We start from the raw sequence: 24,549 nt of genomic DNA, 5'->3' as shown, positions 1-24,549 counted from the left end.
GCGGTATCGGGTCTCGGTGTCATGTCCGTATGCCTGTGAGCGTAACCGGTTCCGGCGCGGCGGGCGGGCGTGCGGCCGCACGGGCCGCGAGGGCCTCGCCGATGACCGTGTCCAGGGAGGCGCGGGTCTTCTCCAGGGAGCGGATGGCGGCGTCGATGCGCTCGCGCTCGGCCCGGAACGTGTCGAGCAGGTCGGGGGCGGGTTCGCCGAGCTCGTTGGCGTACATGCAGGGCAGGATGTCGCGGACGGTGTCGCTGTTGAGTCCGGCGGAGTACAGGCAGCGGATGCGCTCGACGCGTTCGACGCTGTTCTCGGCGTACTCGCGGTGGCCGCCGGGCGAGCGGGTGGCGGCCAGCAGGCCCTGGTCCTCGTAGTAGCGCAGGGAGCGGGGGCTGGCGCCGGTCCGCCGGGCGAGTTCACCGATCCTCATCACGACCCCCTCGCGACCCCGTGTGAGCCGCACCACAAAGGCTTGAATCTGACATCCGTGTCAGATTTTACGCTCACGGTATGACGACGACAACGGCACGGATCCACGAGACGACCACCGCCACCGACCACCCGCTGCTCACCCCCTACGACCTGGCCGGGCTGGCCCTGCCCAACCGTGTGCTCATGGCGCCGATGACCCGGCTGCGCGCCGACGCGGACGGGGTGCCCGGCCCGCTGATGGCCGAGTACTACCGCCAGCGCGCCGGGGCCGGGCTCATCGTCTCCGAGGGGATCGCCCCGCGGCCGGACGGGCGCATCCACCCGCTCCAGCCCGGGCTGGACACCGACGCGCAGGTCCGGGGCTGGCGTTCGGTCACCGGGGGTGTGCACGCGGCCGGCGGGCGGATCTTCGCGCAGCTCATGCACGGCGGGCGCAACTCCCACCCCGCCAACCTCCCCGGCGGGGGGATCCCGGTCGCCCCGGCCGCGGTCGCCGCCCCCGGCCGGGTGCACACCCTCGACGGCAAGGTGGACCCGGTGGTCCCGCGCGCGCTGACGGCGGGGCAGGCGCGCGAAATCGCGGAGGGGCACGCGGAGGCGGCCCGCCGGGCGCTGCGCGCCGGGTTCGACGGGGTCGAGATCCACGGGGCGAACAGCTACCTCGTGCACCAGTTCCTGGCCGACGGCACCAACCCGCGCACCGACCGGTACGGCGGGTCCGTCGCCGGGCGCATCCGGTTCGCGGTGGAGGCGGTCGAGGCGGCCGCCGATGCCATCGGCGCCCACCGGGTGGGGTTGCGCATATCCCCCGGTAACACGGAAGGTGGAATGGTGGAGCGGGACCCGGCACCGGTGTACCGCGCCCTGCTGGCGGCACTGGCCCCGCTGGGCCTGGCCTACCTGCACGTCACCGACGACCCGCGCTTCCCGGCACTGGACGACCTGCGGCCCCGGTGGGCGGGGACCCTGGTGGGCAACACCGGGGAGCACACCGAGACCACGCGGGAGAGCGCCACCGCGCTCGTCGCCTCGGGCCGGGCGGACCTGGTGTCGGTGGGGCGGCCCTACATCTTCAACCCCGACGTGGTGGAACGCATCGCCGCCGGGGTGGCATGGACACCGATTCGGGGAAAGGACTACCACTACGGCAGTGGTCCGCACGGATACGTGGACCTTCCCCGGCACGATGCGGTTGCGACTCTCCGATCGTCCGTTTCCACCAGCGAAAATATCGAAGAGTAGCGATAACATCACTGCCGGTTGAAATCGTGCCTCACGGGGCACAATCGTCCCGGCGGTGTGCGCGAACACCGCCGGTCACAGCGACAGGCACGGGGGTCGAGGACGTGTTGACCGCACGAGAGCGCCATTCGGCGCTGATCGAGGCGATGATCGCGGACGGCACCCTGGTCGACGCCTCGCTCATCGAGACGTTCCGATCGGTGCCCCGCCACCGGTTCATCCCCGAGACCGGGGCGCTGACGGCGCACGGCACCACGCTCAACGCCGCCAGCGACCCGGACCTGTGGCTGTCCGCCGTCTACGCCGACAACGCCATCGTGACCAGGGTCGACGAACCCGGCGTCCTCATCCCCCGCGACGAGAACCAGGACCTGGAGGAGCGGAGCGACCGGGAGGTCGGGGTCCCCGAGCAGCGGCGCTCGCCCGCCCGGTCCACCTCCTCCAGCGCGGCGCCCACCGTCCTGGCCCGGATGCTGGAACTGGCCGAGCTGGCCCGCGGGCAGAAGGTGCTGGAGGTCGGCACCGGCACCGGCTGGAACACGGCGCTGCTGGCGCACCGGCTGGGCGACGCCGCGGTGGTGTCCGTGGAGATCGACGGGCGGCTGGCCCGGACCGCGCGGGAGACGCTGCGCTCGGAGGGCCACACCCCGACCGTGCTCGACGGCGACGGCTACGAGGGCTGGCCCGCGGAGTCCCCCTACGACCGGGTCATCTCCGCCTGCGGGGTGCGGCGCGTCCCGCCCGCCTGGATCGACCAGCTCGCCCCCGGCGGGCAGGCCGTGTGCCCCTGGGGCCTGCTGGAGGGCACCGGCGTGCTCGCCCGCTTCGTCTGCCCCGGCGACGGGACCGCGCGGGCGAGCTTCCACGGCGGCGTCGGGTTCGTGCCGCTGCGCACGCCCGGCCCGCGGCTGCCGCCGGTGCGCGACGCCGGGCAGCAGCCCGACGAGTACCGGCTCACCCAGGTGGACCCGGTGGCGCCGCTGATGGCGTTCCCGTCGGCGTTCGCGCTGTCGGTGATGGTCCCCGACTGGCGGCTGCGCCGCCGGTGGATCGGGACCGGGTCCGGGGTGTGGGTGTGCGACGGCGGGGAGTCGTGGGTGCGCGTGTACCCCTACGGCACCTCGTGGATGATCGAGCAGGGCGGGCCGCGCAGCATCTGGGACGAGTTCGAGGACGCGCTGGAGGAGTGGGGGCGGCTGGGGACGCCCGGCCCCGACCGGTTCGGGCTGTCGGTGGACAAGGACGGGGCGCACCGGGTGTGGCTGGACACGCCGGATCATCCGGGCTGGCCGGTCTGAGGGCGGGGCCGCGCCCCTGTCGGGGAACGCCGGTGCCCCCGGACCGGGGGGATGGTCCGGGGGCACGCGGGGTGTTCACGGTGGCCGGGACGCTCGCGCGCCCGGGCGTTCCGGGCTTTTCAGGCTTTCCGGGCTACTCGTCGGTCTCGCCGGAGTCCTTGTCCTTGGACCCCTCGGCGTTGCCGGCCTGGTTGCGCTCCTTGATCTTGCGCAGCAGGTCCTCCTTGCGGCGCTGGGCGTCGGCGCTGGGGCCGCTGGGACCGCCCTTGTTGCCCTTCGCGGCGGAGCGGGAGACGCCCCGCCCGCCGCCCAGGCCGAGGAGATTGTCGTTGTTGCGGGCCATGGGACCTCCCCCTGGGCGAGTCCGGGCTCGCCCTGTACTGTTCCGGTCTCTTGCAGGTTACCTGTAGCAAGACGATACGTCTCGTTGTTTTCTGGGGCTAACGTGGGACACATGGCACAGACCAGCACCCCGGAGGAACCGGCACGGCCCGCACCCGACCCCCGGCGCCGCAGCGAGCGGGCGCGCAAGGCCATCCTCGCCGCCGCGGGCGAACTGCTGGGCGAGGTCGGGTACGCCAGGCTGACCATGGAGGCGATCGCCGCCCGGGCCCGGGTCGGCAAGCAGACCATCTACCGCTGGTGGCCGACCAAGGCCGCGGTGGTGTTCGACGTGTTCACGGAACTGACCGGCGGGTCCGCGGGCGACCCGCTGCCGGACACCGGCGATCTCGACGCCGACCTGCGAACGGTACTGCACGCCATCGTCGACGAGTTCGCCGACCCGCTCATGGACCGCATCAACCGGGCGTTCGTCGCCGAGGTGCAGACCGACCCGGAGCTGGCCCGCAACGTGGTGGAGCAGCTGCTGCGCCCCAACCTGACGGCGTTCGAGGACCGGCTGCGGTCGGCGCGCGCGGCCGGGCAGCTCGACCCCGGGGTGGACACCGCCCTGGCGGTGGACCTGCTGCTGGCGCCGGTGCAGCAGCGGTGGCTCATGCGGTCCGGGGAGCTGACGCACCCGTACGTGGACGCCCTGGTGGACACGGTGCTGCGGGCCCTGCGGCCCCAGGACTGACCGCGGCCCCAGGACCGGCCGCGGCCGCGGGGCCGACCGCGCTCCCGCCAGGGGGCGGCGGCCTGCCGGAAGGCGACCGCCTCCACAGGAGACCGCCAGGGCCGGAGACAGCGGCTTTCGCAGAGAAGCGTCGAGAGTCCGGGCCGCAGCGGCGGAACGGGGGAGGTCGCTCGCCGGGAAGCGACCGCCTCCACAGGAGCACCGGGGCTCGGGGCGACCGCGGAGCGGCGGCCTACAGAGAGGTATCAGGGGCCTCGTGCTCGATCTCCTCGATGACCTTGCCGCCTAGGTGCGTCTCGATGAGGGCGGCGCCCATCCCCGGGGGGAGCGGGGCGTCGGCGGAGGCGGCGGCCGGGCTCGGGTCCGGCCGCTGAGCCGGGGCCGCGGACGCCTGCTCGGGCGCGGGGGCCGCGGCCGCAGGCTTGGCGGGCTCCGGGGCCGGTGCCGGGGTGCGCGGGGAGGGGGCGGACGGCTCGGGGCCGTAGTCCTCCGGCGGCGGGGCGGCCGCGGCGTCCTCGTAGGGGTCCGGCGGCGGCTCCTGGAGGCCGGTGACGATCTTGTCCGGCGGCGGGCCCGCCGGGGCGGCCGGGGCCGGCTTCTCCTGCGGCGGCGCCGACTGGGCCTGCGGCTGCGGCTGTGCCTGCGCCTGGGACTCCTGGGGGCGGGCCGGGGCGTCCCAGCCCGCGGGCTCGGCGGCCCGGACCGGGGCCGGGGCGGGCGCGGGGGCGGAGCCGCCGCCACCGGAGATCGCGGTGACCCGCACCTCCATGCCCAGCACCTGCTGGACGGCCGAGGCCACCACCTGGTCGCTGCCGCTGTTGCCGAACCCCCGGGCCTCGTTGGGCCGGGAGAAGCCGAGCACGACGGCGTTGCCCTCCACACCGACCGGGCGCACGTCGCTGCCGCTCAGCACCATCCAGGTGAAGCGGCGCAGGCGCTTGACCGTGTCCAGGATCTGCGGCCAGGAGGCCTGGATCCGGCCCAGGTCCACCGTCGCGCCGCCGCCCTGCGGCGCGGGGGCGGCCGCGGGGGCCGACGCCGCCGGGGCCGGTGCGCGCCGCGCCGGGGCGGCGTCCCAGCCGTCGGGCTCGGCGGCCCGGGACTGCGGCTGCTGCTGGGCCTGAGGCTGGGGCGGCTGGGGCGGCTGTGTCTGCGGCTGTGCCTGTTGCGGCTGCGGGGCCGGAGGCGCGGCGGGCGCGGCCGGTGCGGGCTGCGGCCGTGCCTGGGCCTGCGGCTGCACCGGGGCGGGCGCGGCGGGCGCCGCCACCGGGCCCGCGGCGATCCGCCGCTCCATCTGCTCCAGCCGGGCCAGCAGCGCGCCCTGGTCGCCGTCGGCCGACGGCAGCAGGATGCGCGAGCACATCAGTTCCAGCACCAGCCGGGGCGCCGTCGCCCCGCGCATCTCCGTCAGCCCCTGGTTGAGGAGGTCGGCGCCGCGGGTCAGCTCGGCCGGGCCCAACCGGGTCGCCTGCGCCTTCATCTGGTCGGCGGCCTCGGCGGCCACGTTCACCAGGCCCTTCTCCAGGGCGTCGGGGACCGCGGCCAGCACCACCAGGTCGCGGAACCGCTCCAGCAGGTCGGTGGCGAACCGGCGCGGGTCGTGGCCGCCCTCCACCATCCGGTCGATCAGGGAGAACACCGCGGCGCCGTCGCGCGCGCCCAGCGCGTCCACCATCTCGCCCAGCAGGCTGGAATCGGTGTACCCCAGCAGGGACACCGCGCCCTCCCGGGTGATGCCCTGGTCGTCCGAGCCCGCGATCAGCTGGTCCAGCACCGACAGGGTGTCGCGCGCCGACCCCGCGCCCGCCCGCACCACCAGCGGCAGCGCCGCCGGGTCGTAGGCGACCTTCTCCTGCTCCAGCAGGTCCTCCATCAGCTCCCGGAGGGTGCTCGGCGGGATCAGCCGGAACGGGTAGTGGTGGGTGCGCGACCGGATCGTGCCGATGACCTTCTCCGGCTCGGTGGTCGCGAACACGAACTTCAGGTGCGGCGGGGGCTCCTCCACCAGCTTGAGCAGCGCGTTGAAACCCTCGCGGGTCACCATGTGCGCCTCGTCGATGATGTACACCTTGTAGCGCGAGCTGACCGGCGCGAAGAACGCGCGTTCGCGCAGGTCGCGGGCGTCGTCCACACCACCGTGGGAGGCCGCGTCGATCTCGATGACGTCGATGCTGCCGCCGCCGTCGGGGGCCAGCGCCACACAGGAGTCGCACTCGCCGCACGGGTCCGGGGTGGGGCCCTGGGCGCAGTTCAGGGAGCGGGCCAGGATGCGCGCGCTGGTGGTCTTGCCGCAGCCCCGTGGGCCGCTGAACAGGTACGCGTGGTTGATGCGGCCGCTGCGCAGCGCCTGGCGCAGCGGCTCGGTCACGTGCTCCTGTCCGCGCACCTCGGCGAACGTCGCGGGACGGTACTTGCGGTACAGCGCGATGCTCACGGCGTGATCACTCCCCTGGTCCCTGCCACGGGTCCATTCAACCCGCGAGCACCGACAGCTCGCGCCGGTTCCGGGGAGAAACCTGGGGTGGACCGGGCCGGAGAATACAGAAAGGACCCCCCGCGCACCCGCCAGAGCCCACTTATCCTTGCTGCCTTCCGGCCCTGGGGAGGTTCATGAGATGACGCCGCACGAGGGGTCTGCCCCGAAGTCTATCCGAACACCGGGGTGCTCGGGCAACCGGGGCGGGGAGGGGCAGGGGAGGCAGGAAGGCGGCCGGGACCGGCCGCCGGGTGGCCCAGCGGCGGAACAAAGGGGGAGGATGGGCGCATGTTCGACCCTCACTCCCCTGTCGACCGGTCCCCCGGGCGGCGCGACCTCATCGTCTCCGTGCTGGAGAACGCCTTCGCCGACCTGATGTCCGGGGCGCCCTCCGCGTTCCGGGTCAAGTTCCGCAAGATGGCGGCCGACCCCTTCGCCTTCTACCGGGGCAGCGCCGCCCTGTTCTACGCCGACGTCGGCGACGCCGACGACCCGTGGGCCGACGCGCGCACCTCCCGGGTGTGGATCCAGGGCGACCTGCACAGCGAGAACTTCGGCACCTACATGGACGCGACCGGCCGGTTCGTGTTCGACGTCAACGACTTCGACGAGGCCTACCTGGGCCACTTCACCTGGGACGTGCTGCGGCTGTCGGCGAGCATCGCCCTCACCGCCTGGCGCAAGGCCCTGTCCGACGACGACATCGACGCGCTCGTGCGCCGCTGCGTCGACGCCTACGTCACCCAGGTGGCGGCGTTCGCCGAGAACGGCGGCGACCGCGACTTCTCCCTCAAGCTCGACACCACCGACGGCACCGTCCACGACGTCCTCCAGCGGGCCCGGCTCAACAGCCGCTCCGACATGCTCCTGTCCATGACCCGCCGCCAGGGGTACTCCCGGCTGTTCCGCGAGGGGCCCCGGGTGCGCCGGCTGGGCGAGGAGGAGCGCGAGCGGGCCATGACCGCCTACCGCGCCTACGTGGACACCATCCCGGCCGACCAGCGGCACGGCTCCCTCAGCTACGAGGTCAAGGACGTGGTGGGCAGCGGCGGGTTCGGCATCGGCTCGGCCGGGCTGCCCGCCTACACGTTCCTGGTGGAGGGGCCCTCCGAGGCCTGGGAGAACGACCTGGTGCTGTCGATGAAGCAGGGCAACGTCGCCGCCCCGTCCCGGGTGGTGCGCGACCCCGAGATCATGGACGCGTTCGAGCACCACGGGCACCGCACCGCCGTGTCCCAGCGGGCGTTGCAGGCCCACACCGACCCGCTGCTCGGGCACACCGAGATGGACGGGCGCGGGTTCGTGGTGAGCGAGGTGTCGCCCTACACCACCGACCTGGACTGGGACGGGCTCACCGAGCCCGCCGACATCGCGCCGGTGCTCGACTACCTGGGGCGGGCCGCCGCCAAGGCGCACTGCGTGTCCGACACCCACGCCGACGACTCCCTGGTGGGGTGGCAGGTGGAGGAGGCGCTGATGAACGTGCTGGGCGGGCGCGAGAAGGAGTTCTCGGACTGGTGCGCGACGTTCGCGCACGCCTACGCCGCGCAGGTGCGCGCCGACCACGCGCTGTTCGTCGACGCGTTCCGCAACAACGCCATCTCGGGGGTCCGTTCCAGCCACGGCTGACCGGCCGGAGAAACGCGTTCGAAGCACACCCGGACAACCTGTAGAGTTGTTCGCGGAGGATTCGCCTAGTGGCCTAGGGCGCACGCTTGGAAAGCGTGTTGGTGGCAACGCCTCAGGGGTTCGAATCCCCTATCCTCCGCAGACGCCCACGAGGGCGAACGGAAGGCCCCGACCGGACACCGGTCGGGGCCTTCGTCGTTCCCGGTCTCAGGCGGCGGACCGTTCCGCCGTCCTGGCGGGTTCCTCCGGTGGTGGCGGCAGACCGCGGAGGCGGCTCACCGGGGACAGGACGAGTGCGATCAGCACGGCGGCGGACGCGACCGCCGCCGCGGTCAACGCGTTCTCCGCTCCGATCCGGCCGGACAGCAGGCCCGCGGACAGGCCGCCGAGCGCGCCGCCGCCGAACAGCAGCGTGCGGAAGACCGCGGTCATCCGGCCCATCATCGACTTCGGGGTACTCGCCTGGCGCAGGCTGACGATGATGACGCCCGCGACGCCGAGTCCGAGGTAGGTGGTGAAGAAGGAGAGGACGAACATCCCCACCATCACCGGTCGGGGTCCGGCGGCCAGGACGATCAGCACCGGGCCGAGGAGAAGCGCGGACTGGGCGACCAGGTAGACCAGGCCGAGCCGGAAGCGCCGGATGACCCTCCGGGAGATCGCCGCGCCGATCAGCCCGCCCACGGAGGCGGCGGCGAAGATGCCGCCGAGGGTCGTCGAGTCCAGGTGCAGGTCCCGTGTCCCGTACAGCAGGAACATGGTCCACACGGTGACCATGGAGAAGTTGCAGCAGAACCCGATGAGCGCGAGGGACCGGAGAACCGGGTTCCCCAGTACCCAGCGCAGGCCGTCCCGGAGCTCGGTGGGCCAGTGCCGTCGTACGGCCGGGGGTTCGGGACGGGGTTCGGGGGTGCGGATGAGCAGCAGCGTGACCAGGGACACCAGGTAGGAGAACGCGTTGACGATCAGCGCCACGGGCGCGGTCAGGGCGCCGATCAGGACGCCCGCGAGCCCGGGTCCCGCCACGTCGGCGGCCGACGAGCTCATCCCCATCTTGGCGCCGGCCTCGACATAGTGCTTGGGATCGCGCACGAGGGTGGGCACGTACGACATCCAGCTCACGTCGAACAGCACCGAGGCGACGCCGACGGCGCAGGCGATCACCAGCAGGGAGGCCATGCTGAGCACGTCCGCCCAGTACAGGACGGGCACGAGGGCCAGTAGGACCATTCGGACGAGGTTGGTGCCGAGCATGATCCGCCGCCGCCGGACCCGGTCCACCCACACCCCGAAGACCAGGGCGAGGCCGAGGTAGGGGACGAGCTGGAGGAACCGCAGGACGCCGACCTGCTCGTCGGTGGCGTTGAAGGCGATGATCGCGGTCAGCGGCAGGGCGAGGTTCGTGACCTGGGTCCCCAGGAGCGAGAGCGTCTCGCCGAACCAGAACTTGAGGAAGTCCCCGTTGCGCCAGAGACCGCCCTCGGAGGGCTCCGCGGCGGGTGTCCGCTCGGCGGTCATCGCGGCCCGGCACCGACGAGGTCGGCGATCGCGTCGGCGACGCGGTCGACCTCCTCCTCGGTGTTGTAGTAGTGCGGCGACAGGCGCAGGCACCAGTCGACGTCCTTGTCCCCGAAGTCGAACCGGGCGAACTCGCGGAAGCTCAGCGCCGAGTTGACGCCGCGGGCGTCCACCGCCTCCTTGAACGGCTGCGCCTCCCAGCCCTGTACCTCGAAGGTGACCAGCGCGGCCAGGCGGGGGCCGCGGTCGAGCACGCGCACCCCGGGCAGGGGTTCGAGCCGGTCGCGCAGCCGGGCCGCGAGCGCCGGGGTCCGCTGTTCGATGGCCCCGATGCCGACCTCGCGGGCGTAGCGCACCGCGGCGGCGCTGCCGAGCACCGTGGCGTAGGGGAACTCCCACTCCTCGAACCGGGCCGCCGTCGCGGCGGGCTCGTAGCCGCCCGGCTCGGTCCAGCGGGCGCCGTGCATGTCGATGAACAGCGGTTCGTAACCCGCTTCCAGGACGCGGTCGGAGACGTACAGGAATCCGGAGCCGCGCGGGCCGCGGAGGAACTTGCGGCAGGTGGCGGTGAGGAGGTCGCAGCCGATCTCCTCGACGTCGATGGCGAGCTGGCCCACCGACTGGCAGGCGTCGACCAGGTAGAGCAGGTCGAGTTCGCGGCAGTGGCGGCCGATCTCGGCGACCGGCGAGACCAGCCCCGAGTTGGTGGGCACGTGGGTGGCGGACACCAGGCGCGGGCGGTGGGTCCGCATCAGCACGGCCATCGCCTCCACGTCGACCCCGCCGCCGGGCGCGTCGGGCGCGTGGACGATGCGCACGCCGAACCGCTTGCGCAGGGACAGGAAGGCGATCTGGTTGGAGATGAAGTCGTCGCGGGTGGTGAGGATGACGTCGCCCGCCTCGAAGGGGATCGACGACAGGGCGTTGGCGTAGGCGTGGGTGGCGCTGCCCGCGAACGCGATGTTGTCGGGCCGGGTGTTGATGAGGGCGGCGATCTCCGTGTAGAAGCCGCGGACCTCGGCGGCCCGGGCGGCCGACGCCTCGTAGCCGCCGATGCGCGCTTCGAGGTTCAGGTGGTCGACCATCGCGTCCAGGACGGGGGTGGCCAGCAGGCCGCAGCCCGCGTTGTTGAAGTGGACGACCCGCTCGCACCCCGGGGTGTCGGCCCGCAGGGCGGCGACGTCCAGCCGAAGTGCTTCCGGCGCGGGAACAGAAGCGCTACTCTGATCTCTCATGAACAACGGTAGCACTTCTGGCGATCTGGCCGAAAGCCTCCGGGCGCTGCTCTCCGGCCTCGCGCCCGGGGACCGGCTGCCGAGCAGCAGGGAGCTGGTCAAGAGGTACCGGGTCGGCCCCGCGACCGTGGCGCGGGCCATCGCGGCCCTGGCCGCGGAGGGCGCGGTGGTGACCCGCCCGGGCAGCGGGACGTACGTGGCGGAGCGGCGCGCACGGCCCCACGAGGAGGCGGCCGCCGACCTGTCCTGGCAGACGGTCGCCCTCACCGACCGCGCCGTCGACACCCGTCTGGTGGCCGACCCGCTCGGTCCGGCGCCGGCCGGGGCGGTCTCCATGGACGGCGGCTACATCCACCGTTCGCTCCAGCCCACCCGGGCGCTGAGCGCTGCGCTGGCGCGGGCGGCGCGCCGCCCGGACGCCTGGGACCGCGCCCCGGCCGGCGGGCTGGCGGCGCTGCGCGCCGCGTTCGGCCACCTGGTCGGCGGGGTGTCGCCGGAGGACGTGCTGGTCACCGCGGGCGGGCAGAGCGCGCTGTCGATCGCGTTCCGGGCCGTCGCCGGGCCGGGCAGCCCGGTCCTGGTGGAGTCGCCCACCTACCCCCGGGCCCTGGCCGCGGCCCGCGCGGCGGGGCTGCGGCCGGTGCCGGTGCCGCTGGACGCGGACGGGCTGCGGCCCGACCTGCTGGCCGACGCGTTCGCGATGACCGGGGCGCGGCTGCTGTACTGCCAGCCGACCTTCCAGAACCCGACGGGCGCGGTGCTGGCGCCCGAACGCCGCCGCCAGGTCCTGGACGTGGCGCGCGCCGCGGGCGCGTTCGTGATCGAGGACGATTTCGCGCGGCACCTGGGGCACGGCGGGCCGGTGCCGCGGCCGCTGGTGGACGAGGACCGCGACGGCACGGTCGTGCACGTGACCTCGCTGACCAAGCCCGCGGCGCCGAGCCTGCGCATCGGGGCGCTGGTGGCCCGCGGCCCGGTGATGGAGCGCATGCGGGCGGTGCGCCTGGTCGACGACTTCTTCGTCACGCGCCCGCTCCAGGAGGCCGCGTTGGAGGTGCTGGGCTCCCCGTCCTGGGAGCGGCACGTGCGGGCGCTGGGCGCGGCCCTGCGGGAGCGGTGCGCCGTGCTGGCCGACGCGGTCGCACGGGAGGTCCCCGGCGCGGCGTTCTCGGCCCCCGCGGGCGGGCTGCACCTGTGGGTCCGCCTTCCGGCCGGTGTGGACGACGCCGTGCTGACCTCCGCCGCGCGGCAGCGCGGTGTGGTCGTGAGCGCCGGCGGCCGCTACTTCGCCGCCGAGCCTCCGGCGGCCCATGTGCGCATCGGTTTCGCCGCCGCGGCCGACCACGCGGAGCTGGCCGAGGGCGCGCGGCGGCTGGGTTCCGCCCTCTCGGACCTCTCCCCCGGGCGGGGGTGAGCCGCCCGGAGGCGCGGGCCCCGCGGTCTCAGTCGCGGAAGTAGTGGCCCTGGCCGAGGTCCTCGATGAGCCCGGGCCCGGTCGGCCTCCAGCCCGTCAGCTCGCGGGTGGCCGCGCTGGAGGCCGGCTGGTCGAACAGGAGCATGCCGGCCAGCCAGCCGAAGTGGGCGCCCGCGTCCTCGGCGGGAACGGGGACCACCGGCAGGTCGAGGCGGCGGCCGATCACCTCGGCGACCTCGCCCAGGGGCACGCCCTCCTCGCCGACGGCGTGCAGTGTCGAGCCGGCCGGGGCCTGCTCCAGGGCCAGCCGGAACAGCCGGGCGGCGTCGAGGCGGTGCACGGCGGGCCAGCGGAGGGAGCCGTCGCCGATGTGCCCGGACACCCCCCTTCTCGCGGGCGGTGCGGACCAGGGCCGCGACGAAGCCGGGGTCGCCCTCGCCGTGGGCGGTCCGGGGGATGCGGACCACGGACGCGCGGACGCCGCGGTCCGCGAGCGCGAGCACCCGCTCGTCGTTGGCGGCACGGCCCTGGGGCCCGTCGTCGGCGGCCGGGTCGACGTCGTGGCCGTCCTTCTCGGTCGCCACCTGTCCGGGCACGATCGGGGTCCCGCCGGTGGTGACGAACGGCCGGTCGGAGCCGACGAGCGCCTCGCCGATCGCCTCGACGGCCCGGCGGTCCGCGGCGAGGGCGCCCCGGAAGTCCCCGGTGAAGGCGATGTCGTGTTTGAAGGCGAGGTGGACCACCCCGTCCGACGCGGCGGCGGCCTCGGCCAGGACGTCCGTGTCGTCCAGGCCGCCGCGGACCGCGTCGACCCCGGCGGCGGCCAGGGCAGCGGCGGAGGCGTCGGAGCGCGCCAGGCCGACGACCTTGTGACCCGCGGCGACGAGGTCGGGGATGAGGGCGGAACCGATCCAGCCGGTCGCGCCGGTGATGAGAACACGCATGTCGGGCTCCTCGCGATCGCAAGTGATGACAGTGACTGACATTGACTGCAGCAAACGATGTCAGTCACTGTCATGCAATACGATCGGACGCATGGGTCGATGGGAACCGAACGCGCGCGGACGCCTGGAGCAGGCGGCACTGGAGCTCTACGGCGAGCACGGGTTCGACCGGACCACCGTGAAGGAGATCGCCGAGCGGGCGGGGCTGACCGAGCGCACGTTCTTCCGGCACTTCGCCGACAAGCGCGAGGTCCTGTTCCCCCAGTCGAACCCGCTGCAGACGACCCTGGTCGCCGCGCTCGCCGACGCGCCCGGGGACGCGGCGCCGATCGACGCGGTGGCCGCGGCCCTGACGGCGGCCGCCCCGCTGTTCGAGGAGCGCCGCGAGCTCGCCGCACGGCGCCAGACCGTCATCGACGCCAACGCGGAACTGCGGGAACGCGAGCTGATCAAGCTCGCGTCGCTCGGCGAGGCCCTCGCCGACGGCCTGCGGCTGCGCGGCACCCCGGAACCGGCGGCGGGCCTGGCCGCCGAGGCGGGTGTGGCCGCGTTCAAGGCCGCGTTCAAGGAGTGGATCGGCGACGCCGGCGGACCCGACCTCCCGCAGTGCCTCCGGCGCGCGTTCGCCGAGCTCACGGCCGTTGTGGCGGGAGCGGAGCGCACGGCGGGCCGGTGAACTCCGGCCGGTGAGCTCCGGCCGGTGGGCCCCGGGCTCAGAGGGTCCCGGGCTCAGAGGGTCCCGGGCTCAGGGGGTCCCGGCGCGGCGGGCGGTGACCTTGGAGGCGGGCAGGCGGCCCGCCCTGGAGGTCCCGTGCATGGTGTCCCCGTCCAGGGTGAGGTCGAAGAACAGGTTCAGGCGCATCGGCCGGGTGACGGACTGGTGCCAGGTGAGCCGGTCCCCGTCCACGGCGGGCTCGCGCAACTCCACCTCCCCGTGGCCGTCCCGGGCCGTGCCGGTGAGGACACCGGCGGTGCGGGTGAACTCCACGGTCGGGGTGAGCCGGCCGATGGGCGTGGTGATCGACAGTTCCCACACGCCTTCGACGGTGGCGGTCATGGCTGTGCTCCTTGTTCCGTTGTCTCGTTGTCTCGTCGTTCCGCGGTGGACGGGGCGTTCAGCCGACGGGGACGGCGCCCACGGCGCGCCAGACGGTCCCCCGGCGCTCGTAGGCGAACAGGCGCTCCACGGAGTGGGCGATGCGCGGCCCGAACTCGCGTTCCAGCAGGTGGAGGCCGAGTTCCAGGCCCGAGGTGACCCCCGCGGCGGTGACCAGGTCGCCGTCGTCCACCACCCGGGCGTCGATCGCGACCGTGCCGGTGGCGGCGAGCAGGTCCAGGCCCAGGTGGTGGGTGGTGGCCGGACGGCCCTCGGTGAGGCCCGCCATGGCCGCGATGAGCGAGCCGCCGCACACGGTCGCGAGCGTGGCGCCCGGCCGGGCCAGCACCTCGGCCAGCAGACCCGGCAGCGGGGTGCCGAGCGCCCGGCCCAGGATCATCGGGATCGAGTCCTCGGCGGGCTCCCCCGCCATCTCCTCGTCCGTGGGGACGGGCCCCACCGCCCCCGGCACGACGACCAGGTCCGCCGTGTCCGGGGTGAGCGGCCCCGCCGCCCGCAGGGAGATCCCGTTCCCCGAGGGCACCTCGCGGGCCCCTTCGGCGGAGACCAGTTCCACGGTCAGCGCCCCGCCGGTGGCCTCGCCCCCCGCGTGGAGCACCTCGAACGGTGCGATGACGTCCATCGGATCGAAGCCGTCGAACAGCACGACCTGTGCTCTCCTCACCCTGTTCCCCCTCGGTGTCGATTCGTTCGCACCGCCACGTTAGGAGCGGGCCGACAGGGTCCGGAAGCGTCCGATCGGACAGATGGCAACGGATTCCGGACAGCCGCGGAGAACGGCTGTACAAGATTGAATACGCAGGTGAGAGCAGGTGTCCGAACTCCGACTGTCGGCTAGATTCGGCCGCATGCACACCGTCGCCGTCCTCGCCCTGGACCGGGTCGTCCCCTTCGACCTCTCGGTCCCCGTCGAGGTCTTCTCCCGCACCCGGCTGCCCGACGGCCGCTCCGCCTACCGCGTGCTGATCTGCGGCGCCGCCGAGGAGGTCGACGCGGGCGTGTTCGGCCTGCGCCCGCGCCACGGGCTCGACGCGCTGGCCGCCGCCGACACCGTCGTGGTCCCCGGCACCGCGGACCCCGCGGCCCCGCTCCCCGCGAACGCGGCCGCCGCGCTGCGGGAGGCGGCCGCGAACGGCGCCCGTCTCGCGTCGATCTGCTCGGGCGCCTTCACGCTGGCGGCCGCCGGGCTGCTCGACGGGCTGCGGGCCACCACCCACTGGGCGGCCGCCGGCGCCCTGGCCCGCCTGTACCCGGACGTCGAGGTGGACCCCGGCGTCCTGTACGTGGACAACGGGAACGTCCTGACCTCGGCCGGGGCGGCCGCCGGGCTGGACCTCTGCCTGCACATGGTGCGGTGCGACCACGGCTCGGCCGTGGCCGCCGACATCGCCCGGCTGTCCGTGGTGCCACTGGAGCGGGAGGGCGGCCAGGCCCAGTTCATCGTTCACGAGAGCCCGCCGGCCCCCGCCGGGGCGGCGCTGGAACCCCTGCTGGCGTGGGCCTCCGACAACGCCCACCGCGGGATCACCGTCGCCGACCTGGCGGCGCGCGCCGGGATGAGCACGCGCACGCTGTCCCGCCGGTTCCGCGAGCAGGCGGGCACCACCCCGTCGCGGTGGCTGGCCCGGGTGCGGGTGCGCCGGGCCCAGCACCTGCTGGAGACCACCGACCACCCGGTGGACCTGATCGCGGCGCGCAGCGGGTTCGGCTCCCCCACGGCGTTCCGGGAGCGGTTCCGCGAGGTGGTGGGGGTCGGCCCGCACGCCTACCGGGGGGCGTTCGGCGGGTTCAGGGGGTCCGGTGGATCCGGCGGGCGCCGGTGACGGAGAGCATCAGCGAGTACAGGCCGGTGGTGGCGGTGATGAACATGATGTTGTTCCTGGCCCCGCCGAACGCGATGTTGGACACCGGCTCGGGCACCAGGATCCGCCCGATGAGGGTGCCGTCCGGGTCGTAGCAGTGCACCCCGCCGTCCATGGCCGCCGCCCACAGCCGGCCCTCGTCGTCGAACCGGATGTTGTCGAACCGCCCGTACCCCTGCGGGACCTCGGTGAAGACCCGGTCGCCGGCGAGCGTGCCGTCGCCGCGGACGTCGAAGACCCGGATGTGCCCGGCGCGGGTGTCCGACACGTACAGCCGCTCCTCGCCGGGCGAGAAGACCAGGCCGTTGGGGCCCTCGAAGCCGTCGGCGGCGAGCCGGACCTCCCCGGTGGCGGGGTCGGCCCGGTAGACGTTGCGGGCGCCGATCTCGCTCTGGGCGCGGTGGCCCTCGTAGTCGCTGGTGATGCCGAAGTCGGGGTCGGAGAACCAGACCGAGCCGTCGGAGCGCACGACGGCGTCGTTGGGGCTGTTGAACCTCTTGCCGCGGTAGTGGTCGGCGAGGACGGTGAGGGTGCCGTCGTGCTCGGTCCGCACGACCCGGCGCCCGCCCTGTTCGCAGCTGACGAGCCGGCCTTCGCGGTCCAGGGTGTTGCCGTTGACGTGCCCGGCCGGGGAGCGCAGGACGCCGACGGCGCCGGTGCGTTCGTCCCAGCGCAGGATGCGGTCGTTGGGGATGTCGCTGAAGACGAGCTGGCCCCAGGCGGGGAGGTAGAGGGGGCCCTCGGCCCAGCGGCAGTCGTCGTAGAGGAGCTTGAGGCGGGAGTCGCCGTTGGCGCAGCGGCCGGTCCGGAAGCGGTCGTCCAGAGTCTCGTAGATTCCCTCGATGGAGGACATCATATCTCCTTGATCACCATTGACCGAATATCATCCTGTCTGGAGACATGAATACCGTAGGATCTCTTGTATCCACAAGCGTGCAGACGAGAGGACGTGACCGGTGGACGAGACCGACCGCAGGCTCGTGGCCCTGCTCCAGGAGGACGCCGGGCGCTCCTACGCCGCCCTGGGCGAGATCGTGGGCCTGTCCGCGGGGGCGGCCCACGAGCGGGTGCGCAAACTGCGGGCGCGCGGGGTGATCCGGCGCACCACCGTCGAGGTCGACCCGGCCGCCCTGGGCCGGGGGGTGCTCGCGTTCGTGATGGTCGACTCGACCGCCTGGATGGGCGGCTCCGGCGCGGCGCTGGCCGCCCTGCCCGAGGTCCAGGAGGCGCACGTCATCGCGGGCAGCGCGACCCTGCTGCTGAAGGTGCGCACCGCCACCACGGAGGGGTTGCAGGACGTGCTGCGCCGCCTGTACGAGGTGGAGGGGGTGTCGGGCACACAGGCCACGGTGGTGCTGGAGACGTTCTTCGAACGCCCCGTGTCCGCGGCAGACTGACCCCCGGCCTCGCCGCCCGCGCCCCCGCCGTGTTCAGGGGCGCGGGATGTTGCGCAGGTTGGAGCGGGCCAGGTCGACCATCGAGCCCACCCCGCCCTGGAGCACCGTCCGGCCCGCGGACAGGGCGAACCCGGCGACCTGGTCGGCGGTGATCCGCGACGGGATGGACAGCGCGTTGGGGTCGGTGACCACGTCCACCAGGACCGCCTCGGTGGCCTCGACCGCCTCGCGCAGGGCGTCGCGGACCTCGTCGGGGCGGGTGACCCGCAGGGCGCGCATCCCGATCGCCCCGGCGATCGCCGCGTAGTCCACCGGCGGGTGGTCGGTCTGGTAGGCGGGCATGCCGTCCACCAGCATCTCCAGCCGCACCATGCCCAGCGACGAGTTGTTGAAGACCACGGTGGCCACCGGCAGCCCGTGCTGGTGGACGGTGATCAGCTCGCCCAGCAGCATGCTCAGCCCGCCGTCCCCCGACAGGGACACCACCTTGCGGTCCGGCGCGGCGTAGGCGGCGCCGATCGCGTGCGGCAGGGCGTTGGCCATGGTGCCGTGCGTGAACGAGCCGATCACCCGGCGGCGCCCGTTGGGGGTGAGGTAGCGGGCGGCCCACACGTTGTTCATGCCGGTGTCGACCGTGAACACCGTGTCGTCGGGGGCGACCTCGTCCAGCACGCGCGCCACGTACTCCGGGTGGATCGGCGTGTGGTCGGCGATGTTCCCGGTGTAGGCCTCCACCACCCTGGTCAGGGCCCGCTCATGGCGGCGCAGCATGCCGTGCAGGAAACGGGTGTCGGACTTGTCGCCGATGAGCGGCAGCACCGAACGCAGGGTGGCGGCCACGTCGCCGTGCACGCCCAGGGTGAGCGGCACCCGGCGGCCCAGCCGGCGGGGGTCGCGGTCGATCTGGACGACGTTCTTCCTGGGCAGGAAGTCGTCGTAGGGGAAGTCGCAGCCCAGCAGCAGCACCAGGTCGGCGTCGTGCAGCGCGTCGTAGCAGGCGCCGTAGCCGAGCAGGCCGATCATGCCGACGTCGTAGGGGTTGTCGAACTGGATCCACTCCTTGCCGCGCAGGGTGTGCCCGACGGGGGCGTTCACCCGCCCGGCCAGGGTCATGACCTCGCCGTGGGCGTCGCGCACCCCGGCGCCGCAGAACAGCGCGACCTTCTCGGCGGCGTTGATCCGCTTGGCGAGTTCCCGGACGTCGTCCTCGGCGGGCCAGGCGGTGGCGCGCACGGGCACCGACGGGGTGGTGTCGGGGCCGCCGACGGCCTTGCGCCCGGCGATGTCGCCGGGCAGGACCAGCACCGCGACGCCGGGGGTGCCCAGGGCGTGCTGGATCGCGATGCGGGCCAGCCGGGGCATCTGGTCGGGGCGGGAGACGAGTTCGCGGAACTCGGTGACGTCGCCGAACAGCCGCTCGGGGTGGGTCTCCTGGAAGTAGCCGGTGCCGATCTGCCGGGAGGGGATGTGGGAGGCCAGCGCCAGCACGGGCACCCCGCTGCGCTGGGCGTCGTAGAGGCCCTGAACCAGGTGGGTGTTGCCGGGGCCGCAGGAGCCCGCGCACACCGCCAGGCCGCCGTCGATCTGCGCCTGGGCGGCCGCGGCGAAGGCCGCCGCCTCCTCGTTGCGAACGTGGATCCACTCGATGCCGTCGGTCCCGCGCACGGCGTCGACCACGGGGTTGAGGCTGTCGCCGACCACGCCGTAGATCCGGGTCACCCCGGCGGCGACCAGCGTCCGGACGAGCTGTTCGGCGACGGTGTTCCTGGCCATGGCGGTTCCCCCCGGAGCGCGGCGACGGTGCGCGGGGCGCCGCGGCGGCGCCCCGCGTCCCACGCTAGGAGCGCACCCCGCCGTTCCCCCGCACCGCCACGCCCACCCGGGTCAGCCGACCCGGAGCGCCTGGTCCCCGAACCTCGCCACGATCTCCATGTGGCCGCCGAGAGCTTCGATATAGCCGCGGATGGTGGCGATCTCCGACCGGTCGAGTTCTCCCCGCTCGATCCGGGAGACCCGTGACTGGGAAATGCCCAGCTGGTCGGCGAGGGCGGTCTGGTCGATCCCGTGCGCCCTGCGGATCTCCGCGAGCCGGTAGGCCCGCTCCTCGGCCTTGAAGCGTTCGACTTCTTCAGCGATCCGGTCCTCGTTGAGCCCTCCGACGGAGATCGTCTCAGCCCGGACATCTCTCCACTGTCTTGCCACCAGTCAGCCCCTCTCCATCCCGTAACCGCCGGCCGACCACCGGCGATAACGGTCCTCGGCCAGTGGGATGTTCCTGTCGTACCACTCTTTCCAGCGCCCCGCCTTGTCCCCGGCGACGAGCAGGACCGCCTGTCGTTGGGGGTCGAAGACGAACAGGATCCGGATGGCCGACCCCTCCGCCGACCGGGGGCGCAGCTCCTTCAGGTTGTGGATCCTCGATCCGCTGATCACGTCCACCAGGGGTCTGCCCAGCGTCGGTCCGATGCTCTCAAGCCTGTCGATGGCGGCCACGACGTTCTCGGCGATACGCGGCTCCTCCTTGGCCAGGGCGAGCAACCAGTCATCCACTTCGTCCAACAGGATCACATTCCATGCCACCCTCATTATGCTACGAGAGTTCTATGACGCAAGGGTTCTTTTTGTCGAAGTCCGCAGGGCCGGGTCAGGCGTAGGGGTCGGTGATGGTGCGCAGGCGGGTGAGGATGCGGCGGAGGGCGGCCATGTCGCGGGCGCCGAGGTGGGCGGTCCACTCGGCCTCGACGCGGGCGACGATCCCGGCGGCCGCGGCGATGGCGCGCTCGCCGCGGGGGGCGGCGCGGATGAGGCGGGCGCGGGCGTCGGTGGGGTCGGGGACGCGCTCGACGTAGCCCGTCTCCACGAGGCGGTCGATGAGGAAGCCCGCGCTCTGCTTGGTGATGCGGGCCTGTTCGGCGAGGTCGGTGAGGCGGCTGCCGCCCGGGGCGACGCGCTGGAACAGCCGCCCCTGGGAGAAGGTGATGTCGTCGTAGCCGAGGGCGGCGAGCTCGGCGAAGACGCGGCGTTCCATCTCCCGGTAGGGGATGAAGAGCAGCAGACCTGTGTTGAGCTCGGATTCTTCGGCGTCCATCGGTGCCACCCCCTGGAATTGCGGCGGTCTCTTTGAGAGAATTGGTCAGAGAAGCTTACCTTTATCGCGCCACCGGGAGGCCGCGATGGACCGGGAAGACAGCTGGCGGGTCATCGAGCGGGAGCGGCTCGCGCTCGCCGACCTCCTGGAGGGGCTCACCGAGGAGCAGTGGGAGGCGCCCTCCCTGTGCACGGAGTGGCGGGTGCGCGATGTGGCGGGCCACGTGGCCTTCACGCCGCAGATCACCTCCCTGCCCATGGCGCTCAAGGAATTCGTGCGGGCGGGCGGCTCGTACAACCGGATGATCCGCGACGTGTCGATCCGGCACGCCCGCGGGCCCGGCGTCGACCTGGTGGGCGAACTGCGCGAGTACGCGGCCTCGCGGGAACTCGTGGCGCTGACCAACTACGAGAACATCCTGTTCGACACCCTGGTGCACGCCCAGGACATCGCCGTGCCGCTGGGCATCGACCACCCGGCGCCGGTGGACGCGGCCCGGGCCGGGGCGGACCGGGTGTGGTCGATGGGGTGGCCGTTCCGGGCCGGGAAGAGGCTGGCCGGGCTGCACCTGGTGGCGACCGACACCGACTGGGAGGTCGGCGCGGGAGAGCGGGTGGAGGGACCGATGCTCGCGTTCCTGCTGCTGCTCACCGGGCGCCCGGCGATGCTGGACCGGCTGTCGGGCCCCGGGGTCGCGGCACTCACCAGGGTGGTTAATACATAAGTAGACTAGTCACTTTGTGGAATAGGATGCTCCTCAAGCCACGAGGTGAGGAGTCCGTGATGGGTCCTGGGGACAGGGTGCGCTACGTCGCCCTCGGCGACAGTCAGACCGAGGGCGTCGGGGACGGGGACGACGCCCTCGGCGTTCGCGGCTGGGCCGACCGGCTGGCCGAGAAGATGGCGGCGACGGGCGCCCGGGTGGAGTACGCGAACCTCGCGATCCGCGGGCGGCTCGCCGGGCAGGTGCGGGCCGGGCAGTTGGAGCCCGCGCTGGCCCTGGAGCCGACCGTGGCCACGGTGTTCGCCGGGGTCAACGACGTGATCCGCCCCGGGTACGACGCCGACGCGGTCGTCGGCGACCTGGAGGCGATGTTCGCCGCCCTGACCGGGGCGGGCGCCCGGGTGGCCACGATGACCTTCCCCGACATCGCCGCGATCGCCCCGCTGGCGCGACCCCTGATGCCGCGGGTGCTGGACTTCAACGAGCGGATCCGCAGGGCGGCCGCGCGCCACGGTGTGGTGGTCGCCGACACCGCGCGGCACCGGATCTCCACCGACCGCCGGCTGTGGGCGATCGACCGGCTGCACTGTAGCCCGCTGGGGCACGCCCGGATCGCCGGCGCGATGGCCTCGGCGCTGGAGCTGCCCGGCGCGGACGAGAGGTGGGCGGAGCCGCTGCCCGCGATACCCCGGCCCGGGACCCTCCTGACGGTGGCCGACGAGGTCCGCTGGCTGGGCACGTTCCTGGGCCCGTGGGTGATGCGGCGGCTGCGCGGGCGCTCCTCCGGGGACGGCCGCACCGCCAAGCGCCCGGCGCTGATGCCCGTCGAGATCGGCTGACCGGGTCGCCCGACCGGGTTGGGGGACCAAGTCGGCCGACCCGGTTGACCGACCTGGTCGCCTGACCCGGTCGGGCGACCGGGTCAATTGACCAGGGTCTGCGCCCGTCTTCCGGGGGCGATCTCCGACCCATTTTGCAACTTGTTGCATAATGGGATGCGGGCCGTCCGGACAACGGCCCGCGAGGCACCCCGCGCGGAGGAGACACGATGACCGACTACCCCCACCTGCTGGCACCCCTGGACCTGGGCTTCACCACCCTGCCCAACCGGGTCATCATGGGCTCGATGCACCTGGGCCTGGAGGAGCACCCCGGCGGCTTCGAGCGGATGGCGGCCTTCTACGCCGAACGCGCCCGCGGCGGCGTCGGCCTCATCATCACCGGCGGCATCGGCCCCAACGACCACGGCGTCACCTTCAAGGGCGCCGCCAAGCTCACCAACGGTGACGAGGTCGCCCAGCACCGGATCATCACCGAGGCCGTGCACCGCGAGGGCGGCCGCGTCGCCATGCAGATCCTGCACACCGGCCGCTACGCCTTCGACGAGAACCTCGTCGCCCCCAGCGCGATCCAGGCCCCCATCAACCCGTTCACCCCGCACGAGCTCACCGCCGACGAGGTCGAGCAGACCATCGAGGACTTCGCGAACGCCGCCGCCCTGGCCCGCGAGGCCGGGTACGACGGCGTCGAGATCATGGGCTCCGAGGGCTACCTCATCAACCAGTTCATCGCCGCCGCGACGAACAGGCGAGAGGACGAGTGGGGCGGTTCCTACGAGAACCGCATGCGCTTCCCCGTCGAGATCGTGCGCCGGGTCCGCGAGCGGGTCGGCACCGACTTCATCATCGTGTACCGCCTGTCCATGCTCGACCTGGTGCCCGGCGGCTCCACGTTCGAGGAGGTCGTCCGGCTCGCCAAGGCCGTCGAGGCGGCCGGGGCCACCATCATCAACACCGGCATCGGCTGGCACGAGGCGCGCATCCCCACCATCGCCACCTCCGTGCCGCGCGGCGCCTACGGCTGGGTGACCGAGAAGCTCATGGGCGAGGTGTCCGTCCCCCTGGTGGCGGTCAACCGCATCAACACCCCCGAGGTGGCCGAGGAGATCATCGCGAGCGGCCGCGCCGACATGGTCGCCATGGCCCGCCCCTTCCTCGCCGACCCGGAGTTCGTGGCCAAGGCCGCCGCCGGGCGCGCCGAGGAGATCAACACCTGCATCGGCTGCAACCAGGCCTGCCTGGACCACACCTTCAGCCTCAAGATCACCTCCTGCCTGGTCAACCCGCGCGCCTGCAACGAGACCGAGCTGGTGCTCTCCCCCACCCGCCTGCGCAAGCGCGTCGCCGTCGTCGGCGCGGGCCCGGCCGGGCTGGCGTTCTCGGTGTCGGCCGCCGAACGCGGGCACGAGGTCACCCTGTTCGACGCCGCCGACGAGATCGGCGGACAGCTGAACATGGCCCGCCGGGTACCCGGCAAGGAGGAGTTCGACGAGACCCTGCGCTACTTCCGGGTGCAGCTGGACAAGCACGGCGTGGACGTGCGCCTCAAGACCGAGGTGAACGCCGACGACCTGACCGGCTACGACGAGGTCGTGCTGGCCACCGGCGTCAGCCCGCGCACCCCCGAGATCCCCGGGATCGACCACCCCAAGGTCGTCGGCTACGTCGACGTGCTGCGCGAGAACGCCGCGGTGGGCGAGCGCGTCGCCGTCATCGGCGCGGGCGGCATCGGGTTCGACGTCGCCGAGTTCCTCACCGACGGCGGCGAGCAGGCGTCCCTGGACCCGGACGAGTTCTTCCGCCAGTGGGGCGTGGACACCGACCACACCACCCCCGGCGGCCTGCGCGCCCCCGAGCGGCCCGCCCCGCCGCGCCGCGTCCACCTGCTCCAGCGCAAGACCAGCAAGGTCGGCGCGGGGCTGGGCAAGACCACCGGGTGGATCCACCGCCTGGAGATGCGCCACCGGGGCGTGGAGATGCTCGCCGGGGTGGAGTACACCCGGGTCGACGACGCAGGCCTGCACATCGTGGTCGGCGGCGAGCCGCGGCTGCTGGAGGTGGACACCGTCGTGGTGTGCGCCGGCCAGGACCCGCGCCGCGACCTGGTCGACGCGCTGGCCGGGCGCGGGGTGACCGCGCACCTCATCGGCGGCGCCGACGTGGCCGCCGAGCTGGACGCCAAGCGCGCCATCGACCAGGGCACCCGCCTGGCCGCCGCCCTCTAAGGGGGACCCGTACGGCGGCGGGCGCGTACCC

At 73.4% G+C, this 24,549-nt stretch carries 24 protein-coding genes, 1 tRNA gene, 1 other RNA gene and 1 pseudogene; 12 read left to right on the top strand and 15 right to left on the bottom strand.

The window, feature by feature from the left end; genetic code table 11:
• Positions 1–19: 19 nt before the first annotated feature.
• A complete protein-coding gene (locus ACJOT3_RS00665; RefSeq protein WP_406967588.1) occupies positions 20–430 on the bottom strand; it encodes a MerR family transcriptional regulator in 411 nt (136 codons plus the stop codon).
• Positions 431–510: 80 nt separating this feature from the next.
• Here ACJOT3_RS00665 and ACJOT3_RS00660 point away from each other — a divergent pair, with 80 nt between their 5' ends.
• The gene (locus ACJOT3_RS00660; RefSeq protein ID WP_406967586.1) at positions 511–1,674 is read left to right on the top strand and encodes an oxidoreductase; all 1,164 of its coding nucleotides are present in this window, start codon (positions 511–513) and stop codon (positions 1,672–1,674) included.
• A gap of 107 nt (positions 1,675–1,781) precedes the next feature.
• The gene (locus tag ACJOT3_RS00655; RefSeq protein ID WP_406967584.1) at positions 1,782–2,972 is read left to right on the top strand and encodes a methyltransferase domain-containing protein; all 1,191 of its coding nucleotides are present in this window, start codon (positions 1,782–1,784) and stop codon (positions 2,970–2,972) included.
• Positions 2,973–3,105: 133 nt separating this feature from the next.
• Here ACJOT3_RS00655 and ACJOT3_RS00650 read toward each other — a convergent pair whose 3' ends face one another.
• On the bottom strand, positions 3,106–3,315 hold the full coding sequence (locus tag ACJOT3_RS00650; protein WP_406967582.1) for a DUF6243 family protein: 210 nt from the start codon (positions 3,313–3,315) through the stop codon (positions 3,106–3,108).
• Between the two features lie 111 nt (positions 3,316–3,426).
• Here ACJOT3_RS00650 and ACJOT3_RS00645 point away from each other — a divergent pair, with 111 nt between their 5' ends.
• Positions 3,427–4,050: a TetR/AcrR family transcriptional regulator gene (locus ACJOT3_RS00645; protein WP_406967580.1), complete on the top strand. Its 624-nt coding sequence runs from the start codon at positions 3,427–3,429 to the stop codon at positions 4,048–4,050.
• 232 nt (positions 4,051–4,282) lie between these two features.
• On the opposite strand, the gene ACJOT3_RS00640 is transcribed toward ACJOT3_RS00645, so the two are convergent.
• Together ACJOT3_RS00640 and ffs are read right to left on the bottom strand one after the other, a co-directional pair.
• The gene (locus tag ACJOT3_RS00640) at positions 4,283–6,484 is read right to left on the bottom strand and encodes a DNA polymerase III subunit gamma and tau (RefSeq protein WP_406967578.1); all 2,202 of its coding nucleotides are present in this window, start codon (positions 6,482–6,484) and stop codon (positions 4,283–4,285) included.
• Positions 6,485–6,592: 108 nt separating this feature from the next.
• Positions 6,593–6,688: signal recognition particle sRNA small type (gene ffs / locus ACJOT3_RS00635), an RNA gene on the bottom strand.
• 126 nt (positions 6,689–6,814) lie between these two features.
• Here ffs and ACJOT3_RS00630 point away from each other — a divergent pair.
• Positions 6,815–8,155 carry a DUF2252 domain-containing protein gene (locus ACJOT3_RS00630; protein ID WP_406967576.1) on the top strand — a complete coding sequence of 447 codons (1,341 nt, stop codon included), beginning with the start codon at positions 6,815–6,817 and terminating at the stop codon, positions 8,153–8,155.
• A 54-nt stretch (positions 8,156–8,209) separates the two neighbouring features.
• Positions 8,210–8,294, top strand: a tRNA-Ser gene (locus ACJOT3_RS00625).
• 68 nt (positions 8,295–8,362) lie between these two features.
• Here the strand turns inward: ACJOT3_RS00625 and ACJOT3_RS00620 are convergent.
• Entirely contained in the window at positions 8,363–9,673 is a 1,311-nt protein-coding gene (locus ACJOT3_RS00620) for an MFS transporter (RefSeq protein WP_406967574.1), read from the bottom strand.
• Positions 9,670–10,908: an aminotransferase class V-fold PLP-dependent enzyme gene (locus tag ACJOT3_RS00615; protein ID WP_406967572.1), complete on the bottom strand. Its 1,239-nt coding sequence runs from the start codon at positions 10,906–10,908 to the stop codon at positions 9,670–9,672. Before ACJOT3_RS00615 ends, ACJOT3_RS00620 begins: the two co-directional genes overlap by 4 nt.
• Between ACJOT3_RS00615 and ACJOT3_RS00610 the strand changes: the two genes are divergently transcribed.
• A complete protein-coding gene (locus tag ACJOT3_RS00610) occupies positions 10,907–12,322 on the top strand; it encodes an aminotransferase-like domain-containing protein (RefSeq protein WP_406967570.1) in 1,416 nt (471 codons plus the stop codon). The two genes, ACJOT3_RS00615 and ACJOT3_RS00610, sit on opposite strands and share 2 nt — an antisense overlap.
• A gap of 28 nt (positions 12,323–12,350) precedes the next feature.
• On the opposite strand, the gene ACJOT3_RS00605 is transcribed toward ACJOT3_RS00610, so the two are convergent.
• Positions 12,351–12,704, bottom strand: a complete 354-nt coding sequence (locus ACJOT3_RS00605) for a Rossmann-fold NAD(P)-binding domain-containing protein (RefSeq protein WP_406967622.1) — start codon at positions 12,702–12,704, stop codon at positions 12,351–12,353.
• Positions 12,705–13,095: 391 nt separating this feature from the next.
• Positions 13,096–13,266: pseudogene (locus tag ACJOT3_RS00600) on the bottom strand (NAD-dependent epimerase/dehydratase family protein); the annotation flags it as partial.
• Positions 13,267–13,357: 91 nt separating this feature from the next.
• On the opposite strand from ACJOT3_RS00600, the gene ACJOT3_RS00595 reads away from it, so the two are divergent.
• Positions 13,358–13,942 (top strand): TetR/AcrR family transcriptional regulator, encoded by a 585-nt coding sequence (locus ACJOT3_RS00595; RefSeq protein WP_406967568.1) that lies wholly within the window; start codon positions 13,358–13,360, stop codon positions 13,940–13,942.
• A 69-nt stretch (positions 13,943–14,011) separates the two neighbouring features.
• Here the strand turns inward: ACJOT3_RS00595 and ACJOT3_RS00590 are convergent, their stop codons facing one another.
• Both ACJOT3_RS00590 and ACJOT3_RS00585 read right to left on the bottom strand, forming a co-directional pair.
• Positions 14,012–14,323 carry a hypothetical protein gene (locus tag ACJOT3_RS00590; protein ID WP_406967566.1) on the bottom strand — a complete coding sequence of 104 codons (312 nt, stop codon included), beginning with the start codon at positions 14,321–14,323 and terminating at the stop codon, positions 14,012–14,014.
• Positions 14,324–14,381: 58 nt separating this feature from the next.
• Entirely contained in the window at positions 14,382–15,047 is a 666-nt protein-coding gene (locus ACJOT3_RS00585; RefSeq protein WP_406967564.1) for a DJ-1/PfpI family protein, read from the bottom strand.
• Positions 15,048–15,231: 184 nt separating this feature from the next.
• Here ACJOT3_RS00585 and ACJOT3_RS00580 point away from each other — a divergent pair, with 184 nt between their 5' ends.
• Positions 15,232–16,206: a GlxA family transcriptional regulator gene (locus ACJOT3_RS00580; protein WP_406967562.1), complete on the top strand. Its 975-nt coding sequence runs from the start codon at positions 15,232–15,234 to the stop codon at positions 16,204–16,206.
• On the opposite strand, the gene ACJOT3_RS00575 is transcribed toward ACJOT3_RS00580, so the two are convergent.
• Positions 16,172–17,098 (bottom strand): SMP-30/gluconolactonase/LRE family protein, encoded by a 927-nt coding sequence (locus tag ACJOT3_RS00575; RefSeq protein WP_406967560.1) that lies wholly within the window; start codon positions 17,096–17,098, stop codon positions 16,172–16,174. The genes ACJOT3_RS00580 and ACJOT3_RS00575 overlap by 35 nt on opposite strands.
• Before the next feature lie 103 nt (positions 17,099–17,201).
• On the opposite strand from ACJOT3_RS00575, the gene ACJOT3_RS00570 reads away from it, so the two are divergent.
• Positions 17,202–17,642, top strand: coding sequence for an Lrp/AsnC family transcriptional regulator (locus ACJOT3_RS00570; protein ID WP_406967558.1), 441 nt, complete (start codon positions 17,202–17,204; stop codon positions 17,640–17,642).
• 33 nt (positions 17,643–17,675) lie between these two features.
• Here the strand turns inward: ACJOT3_RS00570 and ACJOT3_RS00565 are convergent, their stop codons facing one another.
• The 4 genes from ACJOT3_RS00565 to ACJOT3_RS00550 all read right to left on the bottom strand — a co-directional run bounded on the left by ACJOT3_RS00565 (position 17,676) and on the right by ACJOT3_RS00550 (position 20,730).
• Complete coding sequence (locus ACJOT3_RS00565; protein WP_406967556.1) at positions 17,676–19,415, bottom strand: pyruvate dehydrogenase; 1,740 nt, start codon at positions 19,413–19,415, stop codon at positions 17,676–17,678.
• 111 nt (positions 19,416–19,526) lie between these two features.
• On the bottom strand, positions 19,527–19,844 hold the full coding sequence (locus ACJOT3_RS00560; protein ID WP_406967554.1) for a helix-turn-helix domain-containing protein: 318 nt from the start codon (positions 19,842–19,844) through the stop codon (positions 19,527–19,529).
• A gap of 3 nt (positions 19,845–19,847) precedes the next feature.
• Positions 19,848–20,192 (bottom strand): type II toxin-antitoxin system RelE/ParE family toxin, encoded by a 345-nt coding sequence (locus tag ACJOT3_RS00555; RefSeq protein WP_406967618.1) that lies wholly within the window; start codon positions 20,190–20,192, stop codon positions 19,848–19,850.
• Between the two features lie 94 nt (positions 20,193–20,286).
• The gene (locus ACJOT3_RS00550; RefSeq protein WP_406967552.1) at positions 20,287–20,730 is read right to left on the bottom strand and encodes a MarR family winged helix-turn-helix transcriptional regulator; all 444 of its coding nucleotides are present in this window, start codon (positions 20,728–20,730) and stop codon (positions 20,287–20,289) included.
• An 85-nt stretch (positions 20,731–20,815) separates the two neighbouring features.
• Here ACJOT3_RS00550 and ACJOT3_RS00545 point away from each other — a divergent pair, with 85 nt between their 5' ends.
• The 3 genes from ACJOT3_RS00545 to ACJOT3_RS00535 all read left to right on the top strand — a co-directional run bounded on the left by ACJOT3_RS00545 (position 20,816) and on the right by ACJOT3_RS00535 (position 24,518).
• Complete coding sequence (locus ACJOT3_RS00545) at positions 20,816–21,454, top strand: maleylpyruvate isomerase family mycothiol-dependent enzyme (RefSeq protein WP_406967550.1); 639 nt, start codon at positions 20,816–20,818, stop codon at positions 21,452–21,454.
• Positions 21,455–21,513: 59 nt separating this feature from the next.
• The gene (locus ACJOT3_RS00540; protein ID WP_406967548.1) at positions 21,514–22,293 is read left to right on the top strand and encodes an SGNH/GDSL hydrolase family protein; all 780 of its coding nucleotides are present in this window, start codon (positions 21,514–21,516) and stop codon (positions 22,291–22,293) included.
• 209 nt (positions 22,294–22,502) lie between these two features.
• A complete protein-coding gene (locus tag ACJOT3_RS00535) occupies positions 22,503–24,518 on the top strand; it encodes an oxidoreductase (protein WP_406967546.1) in 2,016 nt (671 codons plus the stop codon).
• The last annotated feature ends 31 nt before the right edge of the window (positions 24,519–24,549 follow it).

This window comes from Nocardiopsis protaetiae (genome assembly GCF_045446735.1).
Classification (GTDB): Bacteria; Actinomycetota; Actinomycetes; order Streptosporangiales; family Streptosporangiaceae; genus Nocardiopsis; species Nocardiopsis protaetiae.
Note: the sequence above shows the minus strand (reverse complement) of the source record. Positions and strands in the feature narration are given on the sequence as shown.